Raw genomic sequence first — 21,310 nt, 5'->3', positions numbered from 1 at the left:
TTATTTTCTACAATTCTAAAAAATATTAATCATTATTACACACTTATGCCAAAATGCAATCTTTCATATACCCATTTTACATCGTTTCATAAGAGTGTCAATTATCATTTACGAATAATGAATTAATAATATTACATTTTAGTATAGAATCGTCAAAAAATCGCCTATTCAGATTCTCCTACAAAATCAGTAGGCATCGCTACTTCGTCCCCCTTATGCCTTTGGCGTATAGACGCAAAGATAGCACCAGAAATATTATGCCATACACTGAAAATAGCGCCTGGCAACGTAGCTAATGGATTCATAGCAAAGTGCAACGTCGCTAAAGATACAGCCAGCCCACTATTTTGCATTCCCACTTCAATGGCAATGGCGGTCGCTTTAGGATAGGTAGTACGCAAAATTTTTGACGCTATAAGTCCCAATCCCATACCAATCAAATTATGTAGCATAACAACGGCTAACACTAATATCCCAGCCGTAAAAATTTTACTAACATTCACAGATATAATACCGGCAATAATCATAACAATGGCTATGGATGAAACTAAAGGCATACAAGCCAATAAGGCCTCTAATTTTTTACCAAAGAAATGATGAATCACAATACCTACTAGGACAGGTATTAATACCACCTTAATAACAGACATGACCAGGGCTAAAAAGGATACATCTACCCAAGTACCCCCTAATGAAAAAATAAGAAATGGGGTAATCAAAGGCGCTAGCAACGTAGAGGCAATCGTCATCCCCACGGATAACGCAACATCACCTTTAGCAATATACGTAATTACATTACTCGCTGTGCCCCCTGGACAACACCCTACTAAGATAACACCAATTGCAATATCTGTCGGCAATTGCAAAGCCTGACAAAGTATATAGGCTGTAATAGGCATAATAGTATATTGCAATAAGACGCCACCTAACAAAATTTCCTTAGGATTAGCCCATACAATTTTGAAATCTTGTGCCTTAATAGAAAGCCCCATCCCAAACATAGCAACACCTAGAAAAATAGACGTATAACTAACAGTCCAACTAAAAACATTAGGAGTCCAACAGGCCCAAATCGTAAACGCAATAATAATGACACCAATATACTTAATAATCATCCCCGTAATGCGTTGCAAGATAGCTACAAATGTATTCATAAGCTTCCTCCTCTGGCCTCGGCCTATTTATTTTTAGATGGTGTAGTATTTATCTTAGGATCAAAACTAAAATTATCTATCAAGCGGGTTTTGCCAATATACACCGCCACAGCGATTAATACAGGCCGATCAATGATTTCTATATCATTCATTGTAAGAGCATCTACTACCTTCACATACTCAATTCTAGCTAATGGCTCTTTAGCAATTATTTCTTTCATAGCCTGTTCTAAATCATTAGCCCGCATCCCCGCTTTAATTTGTTCCTGGCCATAAAAAATACTTCGTGATAAACAAAGTGCGGCTTCTCGTTCCGTTGATGATAAATAGGTATTGCGCGAAGATTTAGCAAGTCCATCCGCCTCTCGTACGATAGGGCAGCCAACAATTTCTAATGGCATATTCAAATCTTGAACCATTTTACGAATAATTGCCAATTGTTGCGCATCTTTTTCACCAAAATAAGCTGTATCCGGTGTCACAATATTAAATAATTTAGTAACGACTGTACATACACCATGAAAATGAATAGGGCGACTAAGCCCACACAGATGTTCATTCATATCGTTAACAACAACGGATACTTTAGGATTATTATACATTTCAGCAGGGTCTGGACGAAACATAATATCTGCGCCCATACCTTCACACAAGGCGGCATCACGCGCTTCATCACGAGGGTATGCCTCCAAATCTTCCGTTGGCCCAAATTGAGTCGGATTAACAAATGTAGAGACTACAACATGATCATTGTCAGCTACCGCCCGACTAATTAATGAAGCATGACCTTCATGTAAATATCCCATAGTAGGTACAAAGCCTACCGTCTCACCAGCACGGCGCCATTCTTTAACAATAGCACGCACCTCAGCAATCGTCGTTATAATTTTCATACTAATCCGTCCTTTCATGACTTATGTTTGTGAAGATAGCTCTGCTCTGACAGCACAATTACTTCATATCAGCTAACAAACCATGTTTCTCATAATTCGTTACTCTTACAATGGCATTCTTTTCATCCACAAACACAACGGACGGTTTATGATGTTCAATCGCTTCGTCATCTAATTGCCCATAGGCCATAATAATAATCATGTCCCCTGTGCAGGCACAACGAGCAGCCGCTCCATTCAAACAAATAACACCACTATTAGGTTCTCCACAAATAGTATAAGTTTGAAATCGTTCACCATTATTAATATTAACAATGTCTACTTTTTGATATTCATAAATACCTGCGGCTTTTAATAATTCTGAATCTACAGTAATACTTCCTACATAATCAAGCTCGGCTTGAGTCACCGTAGCACGATGAATCTTACCAGCTAACACTTCACGTATCATTTTTATCTCCTTTATCAATACTTATCCCTATGATGTTCTCAGGCTAACGCTATTTGTTACATATATTTACGTCACAACCAAAACTAACAACCATCAACAATAAGCAATAAAAAAAGTGCTCGAGGAGCGTATCCATCGAACACTAAAAATAGGCAAACTAAGCCTCTCCGAACTGTATGAAGCATCCTATAGATTGCCCCTACATGGTGAGACTGTCTCTCGTCTATATACATGAAGCATTGTGTGTCAGATAGAGTATAGTTTCCGCAGAATACTATCTCCCACTGCAGTATACCACAAATTTTTGCTAACACCTAGCTTACCTTATTAAATATTATATATAAAATATTTCTATTACTGCCTTATTGTGAAATTTTCTTTTCAAAATAAATTGTTTGATGTGTAAGTCCCGGCAGTTGCATTACTTTCGTAATCGTGAACCCTAAACTTATATACATATCCTTAAGCCAGGGATGTGTATCCGCCGTGCCCAAAGTAACTAATGGGGCCTTTAACTGATTATGCAAAACCTCTGATTCTAACCATTGAAGCAATTTCTTTGCATAGCCTTGATTTTTGAAATGTGGTGACGTTACAAAATGACCAATATGCGGATACTCCCGCGGCCCTGGCTTCGGCCCCCATGGCATACGCAAGGTAATGGAACTCGCTAATTGCTCGGCTACAAATAAACCATATGTAGGATGTTCCCTCAGCCAAGCTGTAGCATCTACTTCAGTCATATGACTAGCTGAAAAATCAACACCATACTCTAAATTGCTAGCATACCCCTCATGAAGAACTTGGTAATACACAGCTCCATCAGCCTCAGTCAATTGACGATACGTAAGATTATCAAGTGATTCAATACGAATTGACTTAACTTGTTTATCCATATTTTGATTATCTACATCAGTTTGACTCATATTACATAATCCTCCCACTGTCCTAAGTAGCGATTTAAAAATTGGCGAGTACGCTCTTCACGAGGATTACTAATCACTTCTTTGGCCGTTCCTTGTTCTACTACAACACCTTGTTCCATAAAGATAACTTGATCAGCTACTTCTTTAGCAAAGCCAATCTCATGGGTAACGACAATCATGGTAACATGCATTTCACGAGCAATCGTTTTAATCGCCCCCAACACTTCACCCACAAGTTCAGGATCAAGCGCACTGGTTGGTTCGTCAAATAATATGACAGCCGGATCCATTGCAATCGCCCGGGCTATACCAACACGCTGTTGTTGACCTCCAGATAGTTGTACGGGATAATAATCTGCAAAGTCTTTCATCCCAACTGCTTCCAAACATTTTTCAGCTTTAATACGAGCTTCCGATTTTTTCATCCCTTTAACAGTCACAAGCCCTTCCATAACATTTTCAAGAGCCGTCATATTAGAAAATAGATTATACATCTGAAATACCATAGATGTGTTGCGACGAATATGTAATATTTCTTTCTTTGATGCATTATGTAAGTCTACCGTCACATCATTCAAGGTCATTTTTCCAGCATCCGCTTTTTCTAAAAAGTTAAGCGTCCGTAAAAATGTAGTTTTACCACTCCCTGAAGGCCCCAGAATAACAGTAACCGACCCTGTCGGTACCGTTATATCTATGCCCTTCAAAATTTCACGATTCCCGAAGGATTTTCTCACATTTTGTATCTCAATCATAGAATCCTCTACTCTCAATTAATCTATATATACGCCATTAGACATGCTAATACTATAATCTTATGTAACTAAATACATATAGATATACTTTACTTACACAGCATTACCTCGTTTATATTGACTCAACCGGTGCTCCAACTGTTCAAAAATAAACTCAAAAATAATTCCTAATCCCCAATAAATAAGCGCTACTACAATATACGCTTCAAAATAGGCTGAATTATCTTCCACATAAAGCTTCGCAGCCCCCAATAATTCTACTACGGTAATAATAAATACTATACTAGTACTTTTCATCGTATTTAAGAACTGATTAGCGAATAAAGGCAAGGCAAATACGGTAGCCTGTGGTAACACAATACGACGAAATGCTTGTGTCCATGTCATGCCAATAGCTAATGCAGCTTCTACTTGCCCTTTAGGAACTGACTGAATCGCGGCGCGGAAAATTTCACTCAAATAGGCTCCTGTATGCAAGGTTAAGCCCACTACAGCGACTAACGAAGCTGGTACTTTTTCATATGGTACATGAACACCCGTCTGATCTTCTAAGGCAAGGAATACAATAGGTAAACCATAATATACTAAATAAAGTAATACCATATTAGGCAAACTACGACATACAATAACAAAAATATCTGCCATCTGACTCATAATCGGTATTCGATTAAGCTGTGCCACCGAGCTAAGTAAACCTAATACTACACCAAGGCCTACACTAGCAAACGTAAGCCACAAAGTTACTTTTACATATCCTAATACATACCAAAAAGTACCGCTTATGTATTGAAAGCTAATAATACTGGTTGATTCCATGTGCCTCACCCCTTACTAGCAACGGTACGGTTTGCCGTCATCCGTGCAACGCGCTCACTAATAGTATAACGACGCTCTAAAAATCGCCCAATTAATGAAATAATCAATACTAATAACCCATAGATAATAGCAACATCTACAAATAACTCTAAACTACGCTGTGAATTAGCTCCCATTAAATCAGCACGACGCATAATATCTACTACACCTACATTAAAAATTAAAGATGTACCTTTCATCATACCAATCACACTATTAATTAATGGCGGAATCGCCATAGTAAACGCTTGTGGTAAAATAATGCGGCGATAACTTTGAAAACTAGTCATCCCTAAACTCATAGCGGCTTCTTTTTCACCTTGTGACACCGTCAAAATACTACTGCGCAAAATTTCAGAACTATAAGCCCCTATATGTAATGTAAATACAACAAGAACAAATAATAAGCCGGGTACATTCTTAGTGCTAATACCTACATGACTCAAAATTTCAGGCACTCCAAAATAAATTAAAAACAGTTGTACTAAAAAAGGAGTTCCTCTCATAAATGAGACATAAACAGTAAGTGCCTGTTTTAAAACAGGCACTCTGTTAACACGCGCAATGGCAATTAGGCATCCTAATAAAATACCCAATATAGTTGCTACAATCGTAATAGTTAATGTTATATTAAGCGATGTTAATAGGATTGGAAAGGATTTCACCATATAGGCTACATCAAAATACTGTCCCATACTATTCCTCCCTACCAACTATTGCTTAGCTGGTTCTACTGTATAGTCACCACCTAAATACTGCTCAGATAATTTTTTAAGAGTCCCATCGGCGCGCATAGCTTTTACTTGTGCGTCAATCTTATCTGCTACTTTTTGCATTTCAGGATCTTTACGAAGTAAGAAATAAGTAGGAACATCCGTTAATGTATCACCCACAGATTCAACTGGTAAATTACGATCTTTCTGAGCCGTAGTTACCATGTATTCATATTCACCAGCTGCATCTGCACGACCAGTAGCTACTAAGTTTAATGTTTCTACCGTCCCCTTATCTGTATAAATAACATTAATTGGAGTTGTTGCCGTTTCATTATATTGTTTTAATAAATCTACAAATTCTGAATTAGTAGTTGCAGCTACTGTTTTCCCTTCTAAATCCTTTAAAGAATGAATATCAGTGCGCCCTTTTTTAACTACTAACTTCCGAACTGTGTAATTATTAATTTCTTTAGTATAAATATATTTCGCAGCTCGCTGTGGATTATTACGCATTTGGTTCGCAATCATATCTACTTGACCTGCATCCATTGCTACAAATGCCGCATCTACAGCCATTGGCTTAAAGTTAAAATGCAAGCTTGAATCACGTCGTTCTACTTCCTTCAATATCTCTACATCATACCCCGTTAATGTACCATCATCATTCGTATAAGAAAATGGTTTCGATGTACCTCGCGTAGCTACATTTACTACTTTTGCATCGGGATTTACAGTGGCTGTATCCGTACTTTCATCACTACCACAACCAGCAACTACCCCCAAAGCTAATACCAAAGTACCTAATAAGGCTGCACGCTTCCAATATTTTCTTAACTTCATACTATTCCTCATCTCTTTTCACAACATTTTATGTATTTCAATATTTAATTACTATCTTTTATGTAAATATATACTGATTTCTTTCTATAAATCATTGACTTATAAAAGTTTTAATATCTCAGCCATAGTACCCTGTGGCCAATCTTTCATAACCGCTAATAAGGTTTCACTCATTTTAGTTGATGTCGCGTTAGCCAATTTTATAGATAAGATATCCGCAGTAAATGGATTTGCAGGGGAGCCTAATGGTGCCGTTTCCATATAGGAAAATTCTTGCCCATCTTTTACCTGCACAGTAACTTTCGTAATCCGTACATCCTTAGCGACTTCAGGCAAATCATGCTTTCGACAAAAACGACCTGCTTGCAGTGATTCTACAAATCCCTCCGGTACCGATGCCTGTTTAAATAAATCGTCTTCAATATGACCTAAAGCTAACATTTGCCAACCAACAAATTCCATAGAAAAACGACCTTCTTGTCCACTCTGTGGTGCGCTATATCGCAAAGCAGTATCTGCCTTTGGCGGAAAGTGAAAGGTAACGCGCTCAATATCTGCCCAACTATATCCTCTTGGAACTAGATATTGCTTACGAATTTTTTCACAAGCAGAAGCACCACAAATAGCTGCCGAGCAGTAAGGATGTAGCTTCATCCATAAGCCAGGTTCTTTAATTTGCCCTGGCTGTAACCACTGTGATTGTAACTGTGTTGGCTCTATATCAACAGCACCTAATGTCTTAAGCCAACCGGTCTCATTATTAAATACATTCTGGTTCGCAGTTAATTTTGTTTCTTGTAAGAGCCAAAAAGCAAAGACCGCATTACGAGCCGCTAACCCTGCATGAAGCGGTTTAGTATCTGATCCGGCTTGAAAAGCCATTCCTGCCGATTGTGTACCTGCTAACGATAATAATTGAGCCGTTTCAGACGCGGTAAGCTTAGCTAATTTAGCTAAAGCGGCCGCACCACCTAAAGGACCTATCGTACCTGTAGAATGCCAACCAACCAATTTATGTTGTGGATTTAGATAGGCACCTAGCAAACCTTCTAGTTCAGCACCTACTACATAAGCAGTCAAAATATCTAACACCATATCAGTGGGTTTAGCAACAGACAGCAGAACAGAAAATAGCACGGTACTAAAATGACCGGCAATATTGGCCTGTGCATCATCATAATCTAAATAGTGAGAACAAAAGCCATTAAAAAAGGCCGCATACTCAGGTGCCGCTTCATACGGTTGACCTATTAGCTTTCGATTATGAGCAACACGTTTACGCGTTGCAAGTTGCTGTGCTGTAGCCACTACCTTAGGCTCCTTAGAAGCAGCCAAGGTAGAGGCTACATAATCAATAAAAGCAACTTTAGCCAATGCTAACAAATCAGGTCTATCTATTAGATTGGTAGTCTGAATTAATTCCACAATAGTGGCTGTGTTTTCATCCATCTCTTTCATAAAAATTCCTTATTTTGCAAATTTCTCAGCACGGTCATTAGGTTCTAACCAAATAGCATCATCAGGTCCTTTCGGAACTAAACGTGGTAAATCTTCAATCGGTGTATAATCCACATAATAAAAACGTTTACGCATGGAATCAAAGTCTGTATTATTACCAAAAGCAGGAATGGAATATAAATCTTTAGCATAATTCCAAAGATTTGGATAATCAACCAAACGTTTCTTATTAACAAAGTATTTTTGATAAAACACGAGATCAAAACGTTGCAATGTTACGAATAGACGAATATCTGGATCTGTAATTGTATCCCCCATAAGATAACGCATACGGCTAAGACGTTCTTCGAGCCAATCTAAACGATTAAAAATTCGATCAAAATAGAATTCATAATCTTTCTGATTATTCACCATAGCCGCCAAATTAACAGCTAAATTGACATCCGCATAAATTACTTCATTAAGAGCGTCAATATCATCTCTCAACTCTTCTGGATAAATATCTGGTACTGTAGGATCTGCCAATTTTTTAAATGCCACAGCAATATCCGTAGTCAACACATGATAGTCATTATTAACCACAGCTCCTGTTTGCACATCTACAATGGCAGGTACAGTCGAACGTTGATCATAATTAGGATTACCTTTACGATAAGCCTCCCCTAAAGAGTGAATTTTAAGAACAGGATCCACATCCCCCTCATCAAGAGTAAAGAACCAATCCCCAATAACGCCAGCAGGACGGAGCGGATCTACTACGCCTTTAGAAATTACTTTATCTAACCCTAAATAATCAATAGCGATAGACACACGATTAGCCCAAGGGCAATGACGAGACCAAACTAAACGGTAACGACCTTCTTCTACTGGAAGTTCTCCTTCACCATCACCAAATGGCGTTGTAAATTGAGGCTCTTCTGGATCTGCATATTTTTGACGACGATTAAAGTTAGATGCATCACGGCCTTCATATTCTTTTTGTTCCCCTATAGCTCTTGGATTACTCGATTGAAATGGGGAAAAATCAATAGGGCACGCATTCATTTTTCGAGTAAAATGAATCTCAGCTCTAGCTTCTTCAATAGATTTGTCTTTAATCATACTCTCTCTCCTTAGTATAAGTTTTAATTCCTTCTTTTTGTATAGGAATAACTGATAAAAATAAAAAACATCCAAATTTATATATGAATGTGCATTCATTTTACACCGCGCATTAATTCCTGTCAATAAAGTATGATTAATTTTTACCTATTATCTAATGAATACTGAAACTATATTTGTAATAAATATAAATAAAATAGTGGCTATTATATACTAAAATCAATATATAATAGCCACTGTTTTATACACTACTTTATTCAAAAATTATTTAATATAAGAATTTTTCACTATATAATGATAGATTAATTCAACGCTAACAATTAGGATTAAGAAAGAGCCCATCGTCTCATTACAATAATAGCGCCCCCATGTACAACCATAACTAAAATGGCTAATGGCCACATCGTATGGGAACCACCTAATCCGACTAACGGAGAAGCAACAGCACCTGCTAAAAATGACATGACACCCAATAAGCCCGAAGCACTACCGGCTATGCCTACATGTGAATTCATACCACATGAAAAACTCAATGGCAAAGTAACGCCACAGCTAAAAATCAAACCTATCAACAGAGCCGCTACTATATATGGGGTTTCAGGCTGAATAAACGATGCCAATAGCAAACCACAACCAATCAGACCGCCTAACCCAATGCCTAATTTCAAAATCTGTGGTTCACCGAATGCTTTGCTAATACGACCACTGATTTGTGCCGCAGCAGCAAAACTAGCTGACCCTATCCCAAAGAATATACTAAATTCACTAGGCGAAAATCCATAAATCTCTTCCATAATAAACGGTGCAGCTCCAATATAACCAAATAAGCCCATAGCGGTTAACCCCTGCACTAATAAATAACCTCTATATGATGTGTTTTGCCATAATATACGCATATTATGTAATGATGTTTTTAAGCCACCAGCCATGCGTTTTTCTAATGGAAGAGTTTCCGGTAATTGCCACAAAACACCAATACTACCAATAATACCAGCCACAGTAAGTAACATAAAAATATATGGCCAAGTAAATTTTTCTAAGATAAACCCTCCTATAATAGGACCCGCGATGGGTACCACGGAAGATATTAAAACTAATAAGGCTATAAAGCGAGTTAATTCATTTCCAGAAAATTTATCAGACGCAATCGATCGTGCTAATACAATACAACCAGCGCCTGCTAGCCCTTGTACAAAACGCCAAAGCAAAAACATAGGTAACGTAGTCGCCGTACTACAAAAAAATGAAGTAATCGCAAATCCTATAAACGATAAAATAGCTGGTTTACGTCGCCCTACCCCATCACTCCAAGGACCTATGATAATCTGACCAATAGCTAATCCTAGAAAACAAGCTGTTAAACTTAATTGTCCCCCCGATGCATTCGTGCCTAAATCAGCTGCTATATTAGGCAGCCCGGGCAAATAAATATCTGTACTTAAAGGCCCTATAGCAGCCATAAAAGCAATTAATAATATTGTAATTGTATTCATGTACTTCCATTCCTCCTACTCTATTTTAAATATATTATCCTAAATATCTATCAATGATTTAAGTAAAAAAGGATTCCCCCATATGGAGGAATCCTCTTTGATTGTATGTTGCCATACAAAATTATTTACCGAGACAATAATGTATTCTACTACAAATGATATCATTTGTAAAATTAAATCTCATTATATGATTTATTTATTTTCCCAAATATCTACACGACGATTATCGGCGCGGCCTTGATCTGTATCATTGGTGGATACTGGATTTACTTCGCCTTTGTAGTTAAGGACTAATTGAGAAGCTGCAACACCTTGACTCTGTGCATATGCGGCTACATTATTTACACGACGTTGTGATAATGCAGTATTATAATCATTCGAGCCTTTTGCATCAGTATTACCTACTAATTTAAAAGTATGCGTTGGATTAGCTTTAGCAACTTGTACAAAATGGTCTAATTTAGATTGTTCAGTGCCTAATGGTTGATCTTCATCAAAGCCAAAATGAACACTTTCTAAATAATAGTCATTCCGAGGTGCTGGCATTTGTTGCACTACAGGCACAGTTTGTGGTTGCGACTGTGGACGATATACCGGCGCTGGCGTTGGTTCTTCTATTTCATAAGAATCGCTGCCAAAACGATAAGAAAGTCCAGCAATAAAACCTTTATAACTAATATTAGCATCATCGCCTATAACATCATAATCGCCTTTATCAACTAATTTAGTATTTATATAACGATACCCAGCATTTACATCTAAATCAGGAGTAATACTATAACCAAGACCAGCTTCCCAAATTGTCGTATTTTTAGTACCAATAGCAGCTTTGCCATATACATCTAATTTATCTGTTAACGAAGCTTTACCAATAATACCAATTTGAGCAATATTATTCTTTCTAGAGCCGATTTCATCGTCTCCTTTAATTTTATTATCAATACGGTTCCAGCCAGCATAAGCTGCAAAATTTTTGTTAATAGAGTAAAGTAGATTTACTTCTTGGCTATTACCATCAGTATGAAAATCAGCGGTACTATTACTGTCCTTAGTTTCTAACCCATAATAGTTATATTGAAGAGCCCACAAGTTATTTAAACCATAAGTAACACCACCTTGAAGATTCCATTTATCATTGGTAGTGACATCACCTATACCGGCATCTCCAAATAACTTATTAGTATCAGTACTTGCTTCTACATTCCAAGCCCCTAAATCTACTTGCCATTCTCCTTCTTGCCATTGAGTTTGTGGAGTCGCGAAAGTGGCTGACGTTACGCAAGCAGCTACTACTGCTAATAATAAAGCTCTTTTTTTCATAATATCTCCTCTTTTCGTAAAACTACAACACAACTATAACACAATAAAATGATATATTGATATAATTATAGAGTTATATTGACATAAAATCAATAGAATATTCACAAAGAAAGATATTATCAATTTTTACAAATAGAAACCATTATACCAATTAGATTTTCAAATCTAACTATTTCCTCAGCCCCAACCTCATTGGTATAAGAGGCACTAATTAGAATAAATATTCTTTATTTAAAATGTTTTTGTCACATTAACACCCACAATATAATCAGTAGTGTCACCAGACTTACTTCTATCAATAGAAGCTACACCTAAACGACCTTCAAGAAGCAGGTCTTCTTGCAAGCGATGACGAGCATCTAACCATACGGCCAACACTTCTGGTTTTTCAAGACTATTTTTATTCATCTCTAAATACTCAACATTAAGCCCAATTTGATTTGCCTTATCATCAAAATAACCTAAGCGAGCATATAAACGTCGACTATCATGCCCCATATAATCACCCATTATATGTCCTTTATGAGTAAAGCCATCCGTAAAAACCCAATGATTATACCACCAATTATTAGTTTTACCACCCTCAATTCGTAAATCCCAACGACCATCAGTTGACAATGTTGGCAAATATAGACCTGCATTCCAAGCTATTTTCGATGGTGATGGAATAAACCCGAGTCCCGTAGATTGATCTTCCCCATAAATACTACCATAAATTTGTACTTTAGGCATTTTATAGATCACATCATATCCAGCTAAACTATTCCATTTATCATTAGAATCATCATTTTTACCAACTAGCCAATTTCCCCAGTCACTTGAAGAAAGATGATTTCCTTCCCCACCTACAATTGATAGCATACTAGCACCTAATACTAAACGCTTATTAGGCATAATCTCTATACGACCACCAAATAAATTTGGTTCCTTAACATCAGTACGGTTATCTGATAATTTAGACAAAAAGAAAGTTGGTTTTACTTTACCTAAAAATTTAAATGTCCCACCAATTTCTATAGGATCAATAGACGATAATTTAATGCCTGTTTGAGCTTTAGCATTGGTAGTCATCCCTAACACACCTCGTTGATTAGGTCCCCACCACATATCATCTTTACCAATCTGAATTTCCATACTTCCTAAATACGTTTTCACATATCCACGAGCTAAAGAGAGTTCAGCATCATCCTTATCTATATCAAATCTAGGGGTAATCTCTGCCGCAAATTTATTACCTAAATATCCCGAAACTTCAAATGATGCATTACCATTTACACCATCAGCATAATCATAACCGCTATTATTTACTGCAAAAGGCTGATATGAGGATTTAGTTCTATTTTGTGAAATTGTTTTTCCTTTAGTTACATCAATACCAACTTTTGCTTGTGTAACGTTGAACTCATGTGGAACTTCACCAGTTGACAAAATTTCTAACTCTGTTGCAAAGTCTTCCCGTAATTGATTTAGCATAGCTATTACAAAAGGACTTTTCGCCCCTTTTTGTGCAACAGCCTCTTCTATGGTCACAATCCATTTTGCAACTTGCAAACGATTATATGACTTAGAAGTTTGGCGAGCTTCTGGTAAATATCCCAGTGCATCAAGTTTATCAATATAATCATATACATATGAATCTTGAGGTACATTAGGCGAAACAATATGTTGCGCACTAACAGAAGCAAAAGGAAGTGCACTTGCAAAAAGTACCCCCAACATAGAAGTAAGCAAAGATTTTCTCATTATAACCACACTTTCCCAAAAACCTTTTTAACTTTAATAATTATAAAATATAATTAAAATAATTCACTTTCATTAATTTCACTCAAAGCTGGATGCCTCTTATCTTTTTCAGATAAAATAGGTTCATCAATCCCCCATTCAATCTTAATTTGAGGATCATTCCACAGAATGCCTCTATCTGACTCTTGGCAATAATAATTGTCAGCTTTATACATAAATTCTACATCATCTGTTAATGTAACAAATCCATGTCCAAACCCACGCGGAATTAATAGCTGCTTCTTATTCTTTTCAGACAATTCCACGCCAATCCATTGTCCATATGTTGGGCTTTTAACTCTTAAATCGACCGCTACATCAAAAACCGCCCCTCTAACACAACGAACTAATTTAGCCTGACTGTGCTCACCTTTCTGATAATGAATACCTCTTAAAGTCCCTCTTCGTGTTGAAGATGAGTGATTATCTTGTACAAAATCATAATATAGGCCTAATTCTTCTAATTGTCGCTTGCTCCAACTTTCCATAAAAAAGCCTCTATTATCTCCAAATACTTTAGGCTCTAAAATAATCACGCCTTCTAATTTAGTTTTTGTTAATTTCATCCTCATTCCTCAATTCTTGCAAATAGCGCTGTAAAGCATCTTTCCAATTCGGCAACAGTGTAAATCCATTATCACTTAATCTATTTAACGATAAACGACTATTTTTGGGTCTATTGGCCTTAGATATACCGTATTCATCCGTGGTTACAGGAATTACGTTAGTTTGATAATTAGCTTGTTTAAAAATTTCTTTAGCAAAATCATACCATGAAATATAAGAACCAGTATTGGTAGCATGATAAATTCCATAAGACGTTGACTCTGCCATATCAAGTAATAATCCTGCTAAATCTTTAGTATATGTTGGTAATCCAATTTGATCATTAACCACTTTTAAAGAATCATATTTTTGACCAACACTTAACATAGTCTTTACAAAATTATTACCATTAATCCCAAAAACCCAAGAAATTCGCACAATAAAATACTTCTTCAAAGCAGAAAGAATCGCCTGTTCACCTAATAATTTAGACTCTCCATATAAATTAATAGGATGTAAATTTTGCTCAGCTTCCTGCCATATGGCTGTCCCCTGACCATCAAAAACATAATCAGTACTAATATATATCAATTTAGCATCTATTACTTCACAGCACTTAGAAATATATTTTGTCGCTTCTACATTAGTCTTATACAAAATATCCTTATTCTCTGACTCCTCAGCTGCATCAACAGCTGTCCAAGCAGCACAATGTATCACTACATCAGGTTTAACAGCAGTAAAGACTTCCTTAATTTTCGCTTCATCAGTAATAGAGCAAATAAAGTTTTTATATCTAGTATTATTAATCGTGTATGCTCTTCGTGAAATACCAATAACTTCATGGGCTCTACTAAGTGCTTCTACAGCCACATCATATCCTAATTGCCCTGTCACACCTGTAATTAATATTTTCATAGAATCACCTAACAATACTTAATTATTGAATTTTCCTTGATACATAGACTCATAATATTTCTGATACTCTCCAGAAATAATGGGCTCCCACCAATCTTTATTTTGCTTATACCACTCAATAGTCTTTACAATACCATCTTCAAATTTAACTTTAGGAAGCCATCCCAAATCACTATGTATTTTTGCTGGATCAATTGCATATCGACGATCATGGCCTTGACGATCAGTAACATATTCAATTAAATTTTCCGATTTTCCTAATATCGAACAAATTGTTTTCACAATAGTCAAATTATTAACTTCATTATGACCACCTACGTTATAAACTTCTCCAACTTTTCCCTGACGCACAATTAAATCAATTGCTTCACAATGATCAGTCACATATAACCAGTCCCGTACATTCAAACCATCACCATAAACCGGTAAACTCTTATTATGCAAAGCATTAATAATCATTAAAGGAATTAACTTTTCAGGAAAATGATAAGGCCCATAGTTATTAGAGCAACGACTAATACTAACTGGCAATCCATACGTTCTATGATAGGCTAAAACTAATAAATCTGCACTTGCCTTAGAGGCAGAATATGGAGATGAAGTATGCAAAGGAGTTGCTTCTGTAAAAAACAAATCTGGCTTATCTAATGGCAAATCTCCGTATACCTCATCAGTAGAAACTTGATGATACCGCGTAATACCATACTTTCGACATGCATCCATTAAAACACTCGTACCAATAACATTAGTTCGTAAAAAAACTTCCGGATCTAAAATAGAACGGTCTACATGACTCTCGGCTGCAAAATTTATAACTATATCTGGCTTGATTTTTTCAAATAAGTCATATATAAACTCACGATTAGCAATATCACCTTTAACAAATGAAAAATTAGGTTTATCCATTACGCTCTTTAAAGTGGCTAAATTTCCTGCATAAGTTAATGCATCTAAACAAATAATATGATCCTCTGGATATTTATTTACCATCAAATGTACAAAATTACCACCAATAAAGCCTGCTCCACCTGTTACTATTATCTTCATATTAAATATCCCTTTACTGTTCTTTTAAAATTTTTCCGTCTGCCACTTTTTTTAAATATTGACCATACGGTGCTTTTCCATATTTTATAGCATTCTCTAATAAAATCTCTTTTGAAATCCAGCCATTATTAAATGATATTTCTTCTAATGCAGAAATTTGTATACCTGCACGAGTTTCAATAGCTCTAACAAATTGAGATGCCTCATTCAAGCTATCTATTGTCCCCGTATCTAACCATGCATAACCACGCCCCAACGTAGTTACTTTTAGTTCACCTCGATTTAAATAAATCTTATTTAAATCAGTAATTTCCAGTTCACCACGCGCTGACGGTGTAACTTGCTTAGCATATTCACATACATGTTCATCATAAAAATATAATCCTGTTACAGCATAATTTGATTTTGGGCTTCTCGGCTTCTCTTCAATTGAAATGGCCCGTCCTTCATCATCAAACTCTATAACACCAAAGCGCTCTGGATCCTCTACATAATAACCAAAAACATTGGCACTCTGACCTTCTTGTACTGACTCTACTGCCATTTTTAAGTACTTACTTAATCCAGCACCATAGAATATATTATCCCCCAAAATCATTGCACAAGGCTCACCATCAATAAAATCTTCACCTAAAATAAACGCTTGAGCTAATCCATCAGGAGAAGGTTGAACTTTATAACTTAATTGAATTCCATAAGCAGAACCATCTCCTAATAATCTTTCAAAATTAGGCAAATCATTTGGTGTAGAAATAATTAATATATCCCGAATCCCTGCTAACATTAAAGTCGATAAAGGATAATATATCATCGGCTTATCATATACTGGCAACAACTGCTTTGAGGTTACCAATGTAAGTGGATATAAACGAGTGCCACTTCCACCTGCTAAAATTATACCTTTCATAATATCCATCCCAGCATTAATAAATAATTTTAAATTGATTTATTCAATTTATTATATAGTTCGATTACTATTGACTTATTAAAAAGAATATATACTAAATATAACAACAAATATAATAAAGCAGAATATATACTATAAAAAAATGTTCCACTTATTATAAAAACTAAGATTAAAATCATTTCTATAATAAAGTCTTTATATAATGTTATGTTAAGAATTTTCTGTAAAAAAACTTCTGACAAAATACAACGAAATCCATATACAAATACAATAGCAAATACAGTTAATAACAAATTATGGAGTATAAAAACTGTAAGTAATGTAACAAAAAATCCTAAAATCACTGATGCTAAATTAATTTTTAACATTAAAGTCTCTTCTCTTAGACTTTTTAAATATGTATTAACTAATAATTGTACGCGCCCTTCAAAAATACATATAGGAAATAATGCCGACATAAATATAAAACTATCTTCATACTGTGGTAACCACCACACAAGCCCTTCTTTTAGAGGATAAAACAACAATAATAATGCTAACAATATCACTGATAATAAAGTTCTAATGTATATGTATAAATTTACTAATTCTTTCTCCTCTGCTCGTTTTATAACAGGAAAGAATACAACACTTAGTGCATTAATAAAAATTAACAGAAAATTTGAAATCCCTAAAGTTAATGAAACTTTCCCAAAAGTCTCAATATCCCAGCCTTCGGAAATTCCATAACGGATACAGCCTATAATAAGCATACTAGCAATATTAGCAAACATTAATTTACTACCAGCTTCAATATTAAGTTTAGCTTCTTTTAAAATAGAACCAGGGGAGTATAAAGAAAAAGTCACTAAAGATTTAGTAATAAAAATACTAAATAAAAAAACAATAGTAACGGATATAAGTTTAGCAAAATATAAATCTGTATATGAATTATATCCTAAAAAGATAAATACAAACACAAATAATAACAATAAAATACGTTCTAAAGATAATAATTTAGCATAATCTTTTATTCGGTTTGTAAATTGCATAATTTGGTTATATGCATTATTTAGGTTTACCATAGGAGTTAATATTGCTAATCCCATTAAAACTTCTCTCTTATTAGATATTTCAACATAATATAAAGAATAAAAAACTATTATACTAGCAATAATCAATTGTAAAATAAATATACCTAATAATTGTCCTGAAAATAACTTAGGATCTAGTTTTCTATAATCCTTTCCAGCATATCTAAGATACAATCCATCAATCCAGCCAAAATGAAAAAAACCTATATAAGAGAAATAAAACAAGAACAATTGCCATGTACCATACGCTTCTAAAGACAAAAATTTAGGAACGATAATAACCATTATAACCGATACTAATAACGATAAAATATTAGCGCCAAAAGAATAAGAAATATTCTGTAAAAAACGAGATTGATTCATCTTCCCCTCTCGGATTATACTATAATACCTTTTTTACTGAAGACAGTGCAGTTGCAATAACTGCGTCCATATTATAGTATTTATATTCTGCTAATCTGCCACCAAAATGTACATTAGATTCTTGCTTTGCAAGTTCCACATATTTTTTATAAAGTAAATTATTACGTTCATCATTAACTGGATAATATGGTTCATCTCCACGAGACCATTCAGAACTATATTCTCTTGAAATTACAGTACCTTCTATATCTTTTCCGGATTGATCTTTACCAAACTCAAACCATTTATGTTCAATAATTCTAGTCCAAGGAGTTTCAGCATCAGTATAATTAACAACAGCGTTCCCTTGGAAGTTAGATATATCAAGCACTTCTGTTTCAAATCTTACTGAACGATATTCCAAATTTCCTACTTTATAATCAAAATATTCATCTATTGGGCCCGTATATATAATATTTTTAGCCATCTTACTATAGACTTGTCTATTTTTAATATAATCAACACCCAATTCAATCTCAATATCTTTCAACATATTAGCGACCATATTTGTATATCCACCAATAGGAATCCCTTGATAGGGAGAATTAAAATAATTATTATCATATATAAATCGTACTGGTAATCGCTTTATAATAAAAGAAGGTAAATCTTTACAAGCTCGTCCCCATTGTTTTTCAGTATATCCTTTAATTAATTTCTCATAAATATCTTTTCCAACTAAACTTATAGCCTGCTCCTCTAAATTTTGTGGCTCAATAATCCCTGATTCTTTTTTTTGTTTTTCTATAATAACTTTAGCTTCTTCAGGTTTTATAACTCCCCACATTTTATTAAATGTATACATGCTAAATGGTAAGGAAAAAATTTCCCCCTTATAATTTGCAATTGGTGAATTTGTGAATCTATTAAACTTAGCAAATTGCTGTACGTATTCCCACACTTCAGTAGAATGAGTATTAAATATATGTGCACCATACTGATGTACTTGAATTCCATTTATTTCTTTAGTATAAACATTTCCACCAATCTGCTCACGTCGATCAATCACTAAAATCTTTTTATTTAAGTTTTTTAACTCATGAGCCATAACAGCCCCATATAAGCCCGCACCAACAATTAAATAATCATACATTATTAACACCTCACTTACTATTCTAAAAATATATTTGATTAATTTATACTTCTACTAATTTTTTACACTTCGAATAAAAGTTTTTAAATACTCTTCTAAAATAGACACTTTAAAAACTAGTTTTGCTAAAATTCTTTTACTAAAATTCACTTTTAAATAATTCTCAATATAAAAATAATAACTATTTAAAAGCAGTTTATGCCTTTTAACTGCATTAGGAATATTTTTAGAAATCGACGTTGACACATAGTGGAAATAAGATTCATTTGTCAATAAACATGTATACAAACCTTGTTCCTTTAATCGATAGGCTAACGTAGCCTCTTCACAGTATAAAAAAAGTCGCTCATCATATCCACCACAAAGTAAAAATTCATCAATTTTAACCCCTAAAAAAGCACCGGGAATACAATCGACAATTTCATATTTTTCACTCAATTGATAATACATATCTTTATTGAATTTTCTACCCAAATACAAATTAATGAGTAAACAATTCTTATAAGTAGGCAATTTCCAAGCAATATCTTTTATTGGCTTTTTTGTGAACCCGTTATATTGTAGACCTGTAACAGCTGCACAAGTAGGATTTTCATTTAAATACTTTACCATATTAGCAATGCTTTCTTCACTATATGATACATCTGGATTTGAAATAAAAGCCATATCACACTGATATTTTTCTTTAGCAATTCTTATACCAAAGTTGTTCCCATATCCATATCCACCATTTTTATCAGATTGAACAACATAAACTTTCTCACAAGATAATTGCTTTAATAATTCATATGAACCATCAGATGAATTATTATCTACCACGATAATTATAGAATAAAAATCTAATTCTTTAACCCAAGATACATACTTAATAGTCTCTTCAGCATCATTATAATTTAACACAACACAAGCTATTTTTTGAATTTCCATATTTAGCCTCTTAAACCCAAAATTTATTTTTTATCTTATACTTTAAATATCAATTATTACTTCTAGACGTAATTAGCATTAGAGGATATACATAATTAATACTTAAAAAATCTGATGAAGCAATAGAAAAAAACAGCCAACAAATTATAAGAACCCGTTTTCCATATTCTTGATATTTATAAAATAGAGTACCAACAAAAATTATAAAAAAAGTTATTCCTACTATACCTGTATTCACTAAAATATATGATAACGTATTCATGTATTCATTACCTATAGGTAAATTATTATCGTATATAGTGACAATGAAATTTGTAACTAAATAAGATTTTAAACTTCCAAGCCCAACTCCCAAGATTTGTAACTCAATTGGGAGCCTTTCAAAAATAGCCATACCTCTTAATAATCTTAAACTTCCAGTTGAAGAATTTTCCTCACCAATAGTCCCTACTCTATACATTACTTGATTCATTACAGAATTATCTATAAAAACAAATAAAATACCACTAATTATTATAATAATAAACAGCGGTAAATATCTTATCATATTTTTTCGGCTAAAATGGTATCCCCACATAAACCAAACTATAATTGATATGATAATTCCTAATGCACTCCCTGCTAAAAAAATAGAAAGAGTAATTAGTATAGGG

The 21,310-nt window shown here is 34.6% G+C and carries 21 protein-coding genes; all 21 read right to left on the bottom strand.

Annotated elements, in window-relative coordinates; all coding sequences use genetic code 11:
* Window positions 1–164 precede the first annotated feature (164 nt).
* Window positions 165–1,154, bottom strand: a complete 990-nt coding sequence (locus DYE54_RS09050; protein ID WP_115310917.1) for a bile acid:sodium symporter family protein — start codon at window positions 1,152–1,154, stop codon at window positions 165–167.
* Window positions 1,155–1,177: 23 nt separating this feature from the next.
* The gene (panC, locus tag DYE54_RS09045) at window positions 1,178–2,047 is read right to left on the bottom strand and encodes a pantoate--beta-alanine ligase (RefSeq protein ID WP_115310916.1); all 870 of its coding nucleotides are present in this window, start codon (window positions 2,045–2,047) and stop codon (window positions 1,178–1,180) included.
* Between the two features lie 58 nt (window positions 2,048–2,105).
* Window positions 2,106–2,498 (bottom strand): aspartate 1-decarboxylase, encoded by a 393-nt coding sequence (panD, locus tag DYE54_RS09040; protein WP_115310915.1) that lies wholly within the window; start codon window positions 2,496–2,498, stop codon window positions 2,106–2,108.
* 362 nt (window positions 2,499–2,860) lie between these two features.
* Window positions 2,861–3,424, bottom strand: a complete 564-nt coding sequence (locus DYE54_RS09035) for a GNAT family N-acetyltransferase (protein ID WP_172460587.1) — start codon at window positions 3,422–3,424, stop codon at window positions 2,861–2,863.
* On the bottom strand, window positions 3,421–4,179 hold the full coding sequence (locus tag DYE54_RS09030) for an amino acid ABC transporter ATP-binding protein (protein WP_115310914.1): 759 nt from the start codon (window positions 4,177–4,179) through the stop codon (window positions 3,421–3,423). The genes DYE54_RS09035 and DYE54_RS09030 overlap by 4 nt, the downstream gene beginning before the upstream one ends.
* Window positions 4,180–4,272: 93 nt before the next feature.
* Window positions 4,273–4,995 carry an amino acid ABC transporter permease gene (locus tag DYE54_RS09025; RefSeq protein WP_115310913.1) on the bottom strand — a complete coding sequence of 241 codons (723 nt, stop codon included), beginning with the start codon at window positions 4,993–4,995 and terminating at the stop codon, window positions 4,273–4,275.
* A gap of 5 nt (window positions 4,996–5,000) precedes the next feature.
* Window positions 5,001–5,729 (bottom strand): amino acid ABC transporter permease, encoded by a 729-nt coding sequence (locus tag DYE54_RS09020; protein ID WP_115310912.1) that lies wholly within the window; start codon window positions 5,727–5,729, stop codon window positions 5,001–5,003.
* Between the two features lie 18 nt (window positions 5,730–5,747).
* On the bottom strand, window positions 5,748–6,590 hold the full coding sequence (locus tag DYE54_RS09015; RefSeq protein ID WP_245935714.1) for a transporter substrate-binding domain-containing protein: 843 nt from the start codon (window positions 6,588–6,590) through the stop codon (window positions 5,748–5,750).
* Between the two features lie 99 nt (window positions 6,591–6,689).
* Window positions 6,690–8,048, bottom strand: coding sequence for an MmgE/PrpD family protein (locus DYE54_RS09010; protein WP_218564770.1), 1,359 nt, complete (start codon window positions 8,046–8,048; stop codon window positions 6,690–6,692).
* Between the two features lie 9 nt (window positions 8,049–8,057).
* Window positions 8,058–9,149 carry a glutathione S-transferase C-terminal domain-containing protein gene (locus DYE54_RS09005; RefSeq protein ID WP_245935713.1) on the bottom strand — a complete coding sequence of 364 codons (1,092 nt, stop codon included), beginning with the start codon at window positions 9,147–9,149 and terminating at the stop codon, window positions 8,058–8,060.
* Between the two features lie 326 nt (window positions 9,150–9,475).
* Complete coding sequence (locus DYE54_RS09000) at window positions 9,476–10,642, bottom strand: multidrug effflux MFS transporter (RefSeq protein ID WP_115310910.1); 1,167 nt, start codon at window positions 10,640–10,642, stop codon at window positions 9,476–9,478.
* A 192-nt stretch (window positions 10,643–10,834) separates the two neighbouring features.
* Window positions 10,835–11,962 carry an OmpA family protein gene (locus DYE54_RS08995; RefSeq protein ID WP_172460586.1) on the bottom strand — a complete coding sequence of 376 codons (1,128 nt, stop codon included), beginning with the start codon at window positions 11,960–11,962 and terminating at the stop codon, window positions 10,835–10,837.
* 231 nt (window positions 11,963–12,193) lie between these two features.
* Window positions 12,194–13,705, bottom strand: a complete 1,512-nt coding sequence (locus tag DYE54_RS08990; RefSeq protein ID WP_115310909.1) for a capsule assembly Wzi family protein — start codon at window positions 13,703–13,705, stop codon at window positions 12,194–12,196.
* Window positions 13,706–13,758: 53 nt separating this feature from the next.
* A complete protein-coding gene (gene rfbC / locus DYE54_RS08985) occupies window positions 13,759–14,310 on the bottom strand; it encodes a dTDP-4-dehydrorhamnose 3,5-epimerase (protein ID WP_115310908.1) in 552 nt (183 codons plus the stop codon).
* Window positions 14,291–15,208: a dTDP-4-dehydrorhamnose reductase gene (gene rfbD, locus DYE54_RS08980; protein WP_115310907.1), complete on the bottom strand. Its 918-nt coding sequence runs from the start codon at window positions 15,206–15,208 to the stop codon at window positions 14,291–14,293. Before rfbD ends, rfbC begins: the two co-directional genes overlap by 20 nt.
* Before the next feature lie 18 nt (window positions 15,209–15,226).
* The gene (rfbB, locus tag DYE54_RS08975; protein WP_115310906.1) at window positions 15,227–16,255 is read right to left on the bottom strand and encodes a dTDP-glucose 4,6-dehydratase; all 1,029 of its coding nucleotides are present in this window, start codon (window positions 16,253–16,255) and stop codon (window positions 15,227–15,229) included.
* Window positions 16,256–16,268: 13 nt separating this feature from the next.
* On the bottom strand, window positions 16,269–17,162 hold the full coding sequence (gene rfbA / locus DYE54_RS08970) for a glucose-1-phosphate thymidylyltransferase RfbA (protein WP_115310905.1): 894 nt from the start codon (window positions 17,160–17,162) through the stop codon (window positions 16,269–16,271).
* 29 nt (window positions 17,163–17,191) lie between these two features.
* A complete protein-coding gene (locus DYE54_RS08965) occupies window positions 17,192–18,598 on the bottom strand; it encodes an MATE family efflux transporter (RefSeq protein WP_115310904.1) in 1,407 nt (468 codons plus the stop codon).
* Between the two features lie 19 nt (window positions 18,599–18,617).
* Window positions 18,618–19,730: a UDP-galactopyranose mutase gene (gene glf / locus DYE54_RS08960; protein ID WP_115310903.1), complete on the bottom strand. Its 1,113-nt coding sequence runs from the start codon at window positions 19,728–19,730 to the stop codon at window positions 18,618–18,620.
* A 54-nt stretch (window positions 19,731–19,784) separates the two neighbouring features.
* On the bottom strand, window positions 19,785–20,657 hold the full coding sequence (locus DYE54_RS08955; RefSeq protein WP_115310902.1) for a glycosyltransferase: 873 nt from the start codon (window positions 20,655–20,657) through the stop codon (window positions 19,785–19,787).
* Window positions 20,658–20,706: 49 nt separating this feature from the next.
* On the bottom strand, window positions 20,707–21,204 hold the full coding sequence (locus DYE54_RS08950; RefSeq protein ID WP_172460585.1) for a hypothetical protein: 498 nt from the start codon (window positions 21,202–21,204) through the stop codon (window positions 20,707–20,709).
* Window positions 21,205–21,310: the final 106 nt, after the last annotated feature.

The sequence above is a fragment of the Veillonella criceti genome (assembly GCF_900460315.1).
Lineage (GTDB): Bacteria > Bacillota > Negativicutes > Veillonellales > Veillonellaceae > Veillonella_A > Veillonella_A criceti.
The sequence above is the reverse complement of the archived record's forward strand: the minus strand, read 5'-3'. Positions and strand labels throughout refer to the sequence as shown.

Excerpts from the sequence above, each read along its gene's own strand:
- DYE54_RS09050 (WP_115310917.1), bottom strand. The coding sequence starts at position 1,154 with ATGAATACATTTGTAGCTATCTTGCAACGCATTACGGGGATGATTATT.
- panC (WP_115310916.1), bottom strand. The coding sequence starts at position 2,047 with ATGAAAATTATAACGACGATTGCTGAGGTGCGTGCTATTGTTAAAGAA.
- panD (WP_115310915.1), bottom strand. The coding sequence starts at position 2,498 with ATGATACGTGAAGTGTTAGCTGGTAAGATTCATCGTGCTACGGTGACT.
- DYE54_RS09035 (WP_172460587.1), bottom strand. The coding sequence starts at position 3,424 with ATGAGTCAAACTGATGTAGATAATCAAAATATGGATAAACAAGTTAAG.
- DYE54_RS09030 (WP_115310914.1), bottom strand. The coding sequence starts at position 4,179 with ATGATTGAGATACAAAATGTGAGAAAATCCTTCGGGAATCGTGAAATT.
- DYE54_RS09025 (WP_115310913.1), bottom strand. The coding sequence starts at position 4,995 with ATGGAATCAACCAGTATTATTAGCTTTCAATACATAAGCGGTACTTTT.
- DYE54_RS09020 (WP_115310912.1), bottom strand. The coding sequence starts at position 5,729 with ATGGGACAGTATTTTGATGTAGCCTATATGGTGAAATCCTTTCCAATC.
- DYE54_RS09015 (WP_245935714.1), bottom strand. The coding sequence starts at position 6,590 with ATGAAGTTAAGAAAATATTGGAAGCGTGCAGCCTTATTAGGTACTTTG.
- DYE54_RS09010 (WP_218564770.1), bottom strand. The coding sequence starts at position 8,048 with ATGAAAGAGATGGATGAAAACACAGCCACTATTGTGGAATTAATTCAG.
- DYE54_RS09005 (WP_245935713.1), bottom strand. The coding sequence starts at position 9,149 with ATGATTAAAGACAAATCTATTGAAGAAGCTAGAGCTGAGATTCATTTT.
- DYE54_RS09000 (WP_115310910.1), bottom strand. The coding sequence starts at position 10,642 with ATGAATACAATTACAATATTATTAATTGCTTTTATGGCTGCTATAGGG.
- DYE54_RS08995 (WP_172460586.1), bottom strand. The coding sequence starts at position 11,962 with ATGAAAAAAAGAGCTTTATTATTAGCAGTAGTAGCTGCTTGCGTAACG.
- DYE54_RS08990 (WP_115310909.1), bottom strand. The coding sequence starts at position 13,705 with ATGAGAAAATCTTTGCTTACTTCTATGTTGGGGGTACTTTTTGCAAGT.
- rfbC (WP_115310908.1), bottom strand. The coding sequence starts at position 14,310 with ATGAAATTAACAAAAACTAAATTAGAAGGCGTGATTATTTTAGAGCCT.
- rfbD (WP_115310907.1), bottom strand. The coding sequence starts at position 15,208 with ATGAAAATATTAATTACAGGTGTGACAGGGCAATTAGGATATGATGTG.
- rfbB (WP_115310906.1), bottom strand. The coding sequence starts at position 16,255 with ATGAAGATAATAGTAACAGGTGGAGCAGGCTTTATTGGTGGTAATTTT.
- rfbA (WP_115310905.1), bottom strand. The coding sequence starts at position 17,162 with ATGAAAGGTATAATTTTAGCAGGTGGAAGTGGCACTCGTTTATATCCA.
- DYE54_RS08965 (WP_115310904.1), bottom strand. The coding sequence starts at position 18,598 with ATGAATCAATCTCGTTTTTTACAGAATATTTCTTATTCTTTTGGCGCT.
- glf (WP_115310903.1), bottom strand. The coding sequence starts at position 19,730 with ATGTATGATTATTTAATTGTTGGTGCGGGCTTATATGGGGCTGTTATG.
- DYE54_RS08955 (WP_115310902.1), bottom strand. The coding sequence starts at position 20,657 with ATGGAAATTCAAAAAATAGCTTGTGTTGTGTTAAATTATAATGATGCT.
- DYE54_RS08950 (WP_172460585.1), bottom strand. The coding sequence starts at position 21,204 with ATGATAAGATATTTACCGCTGTTTATTATTATAATAATTAGTGGTATT.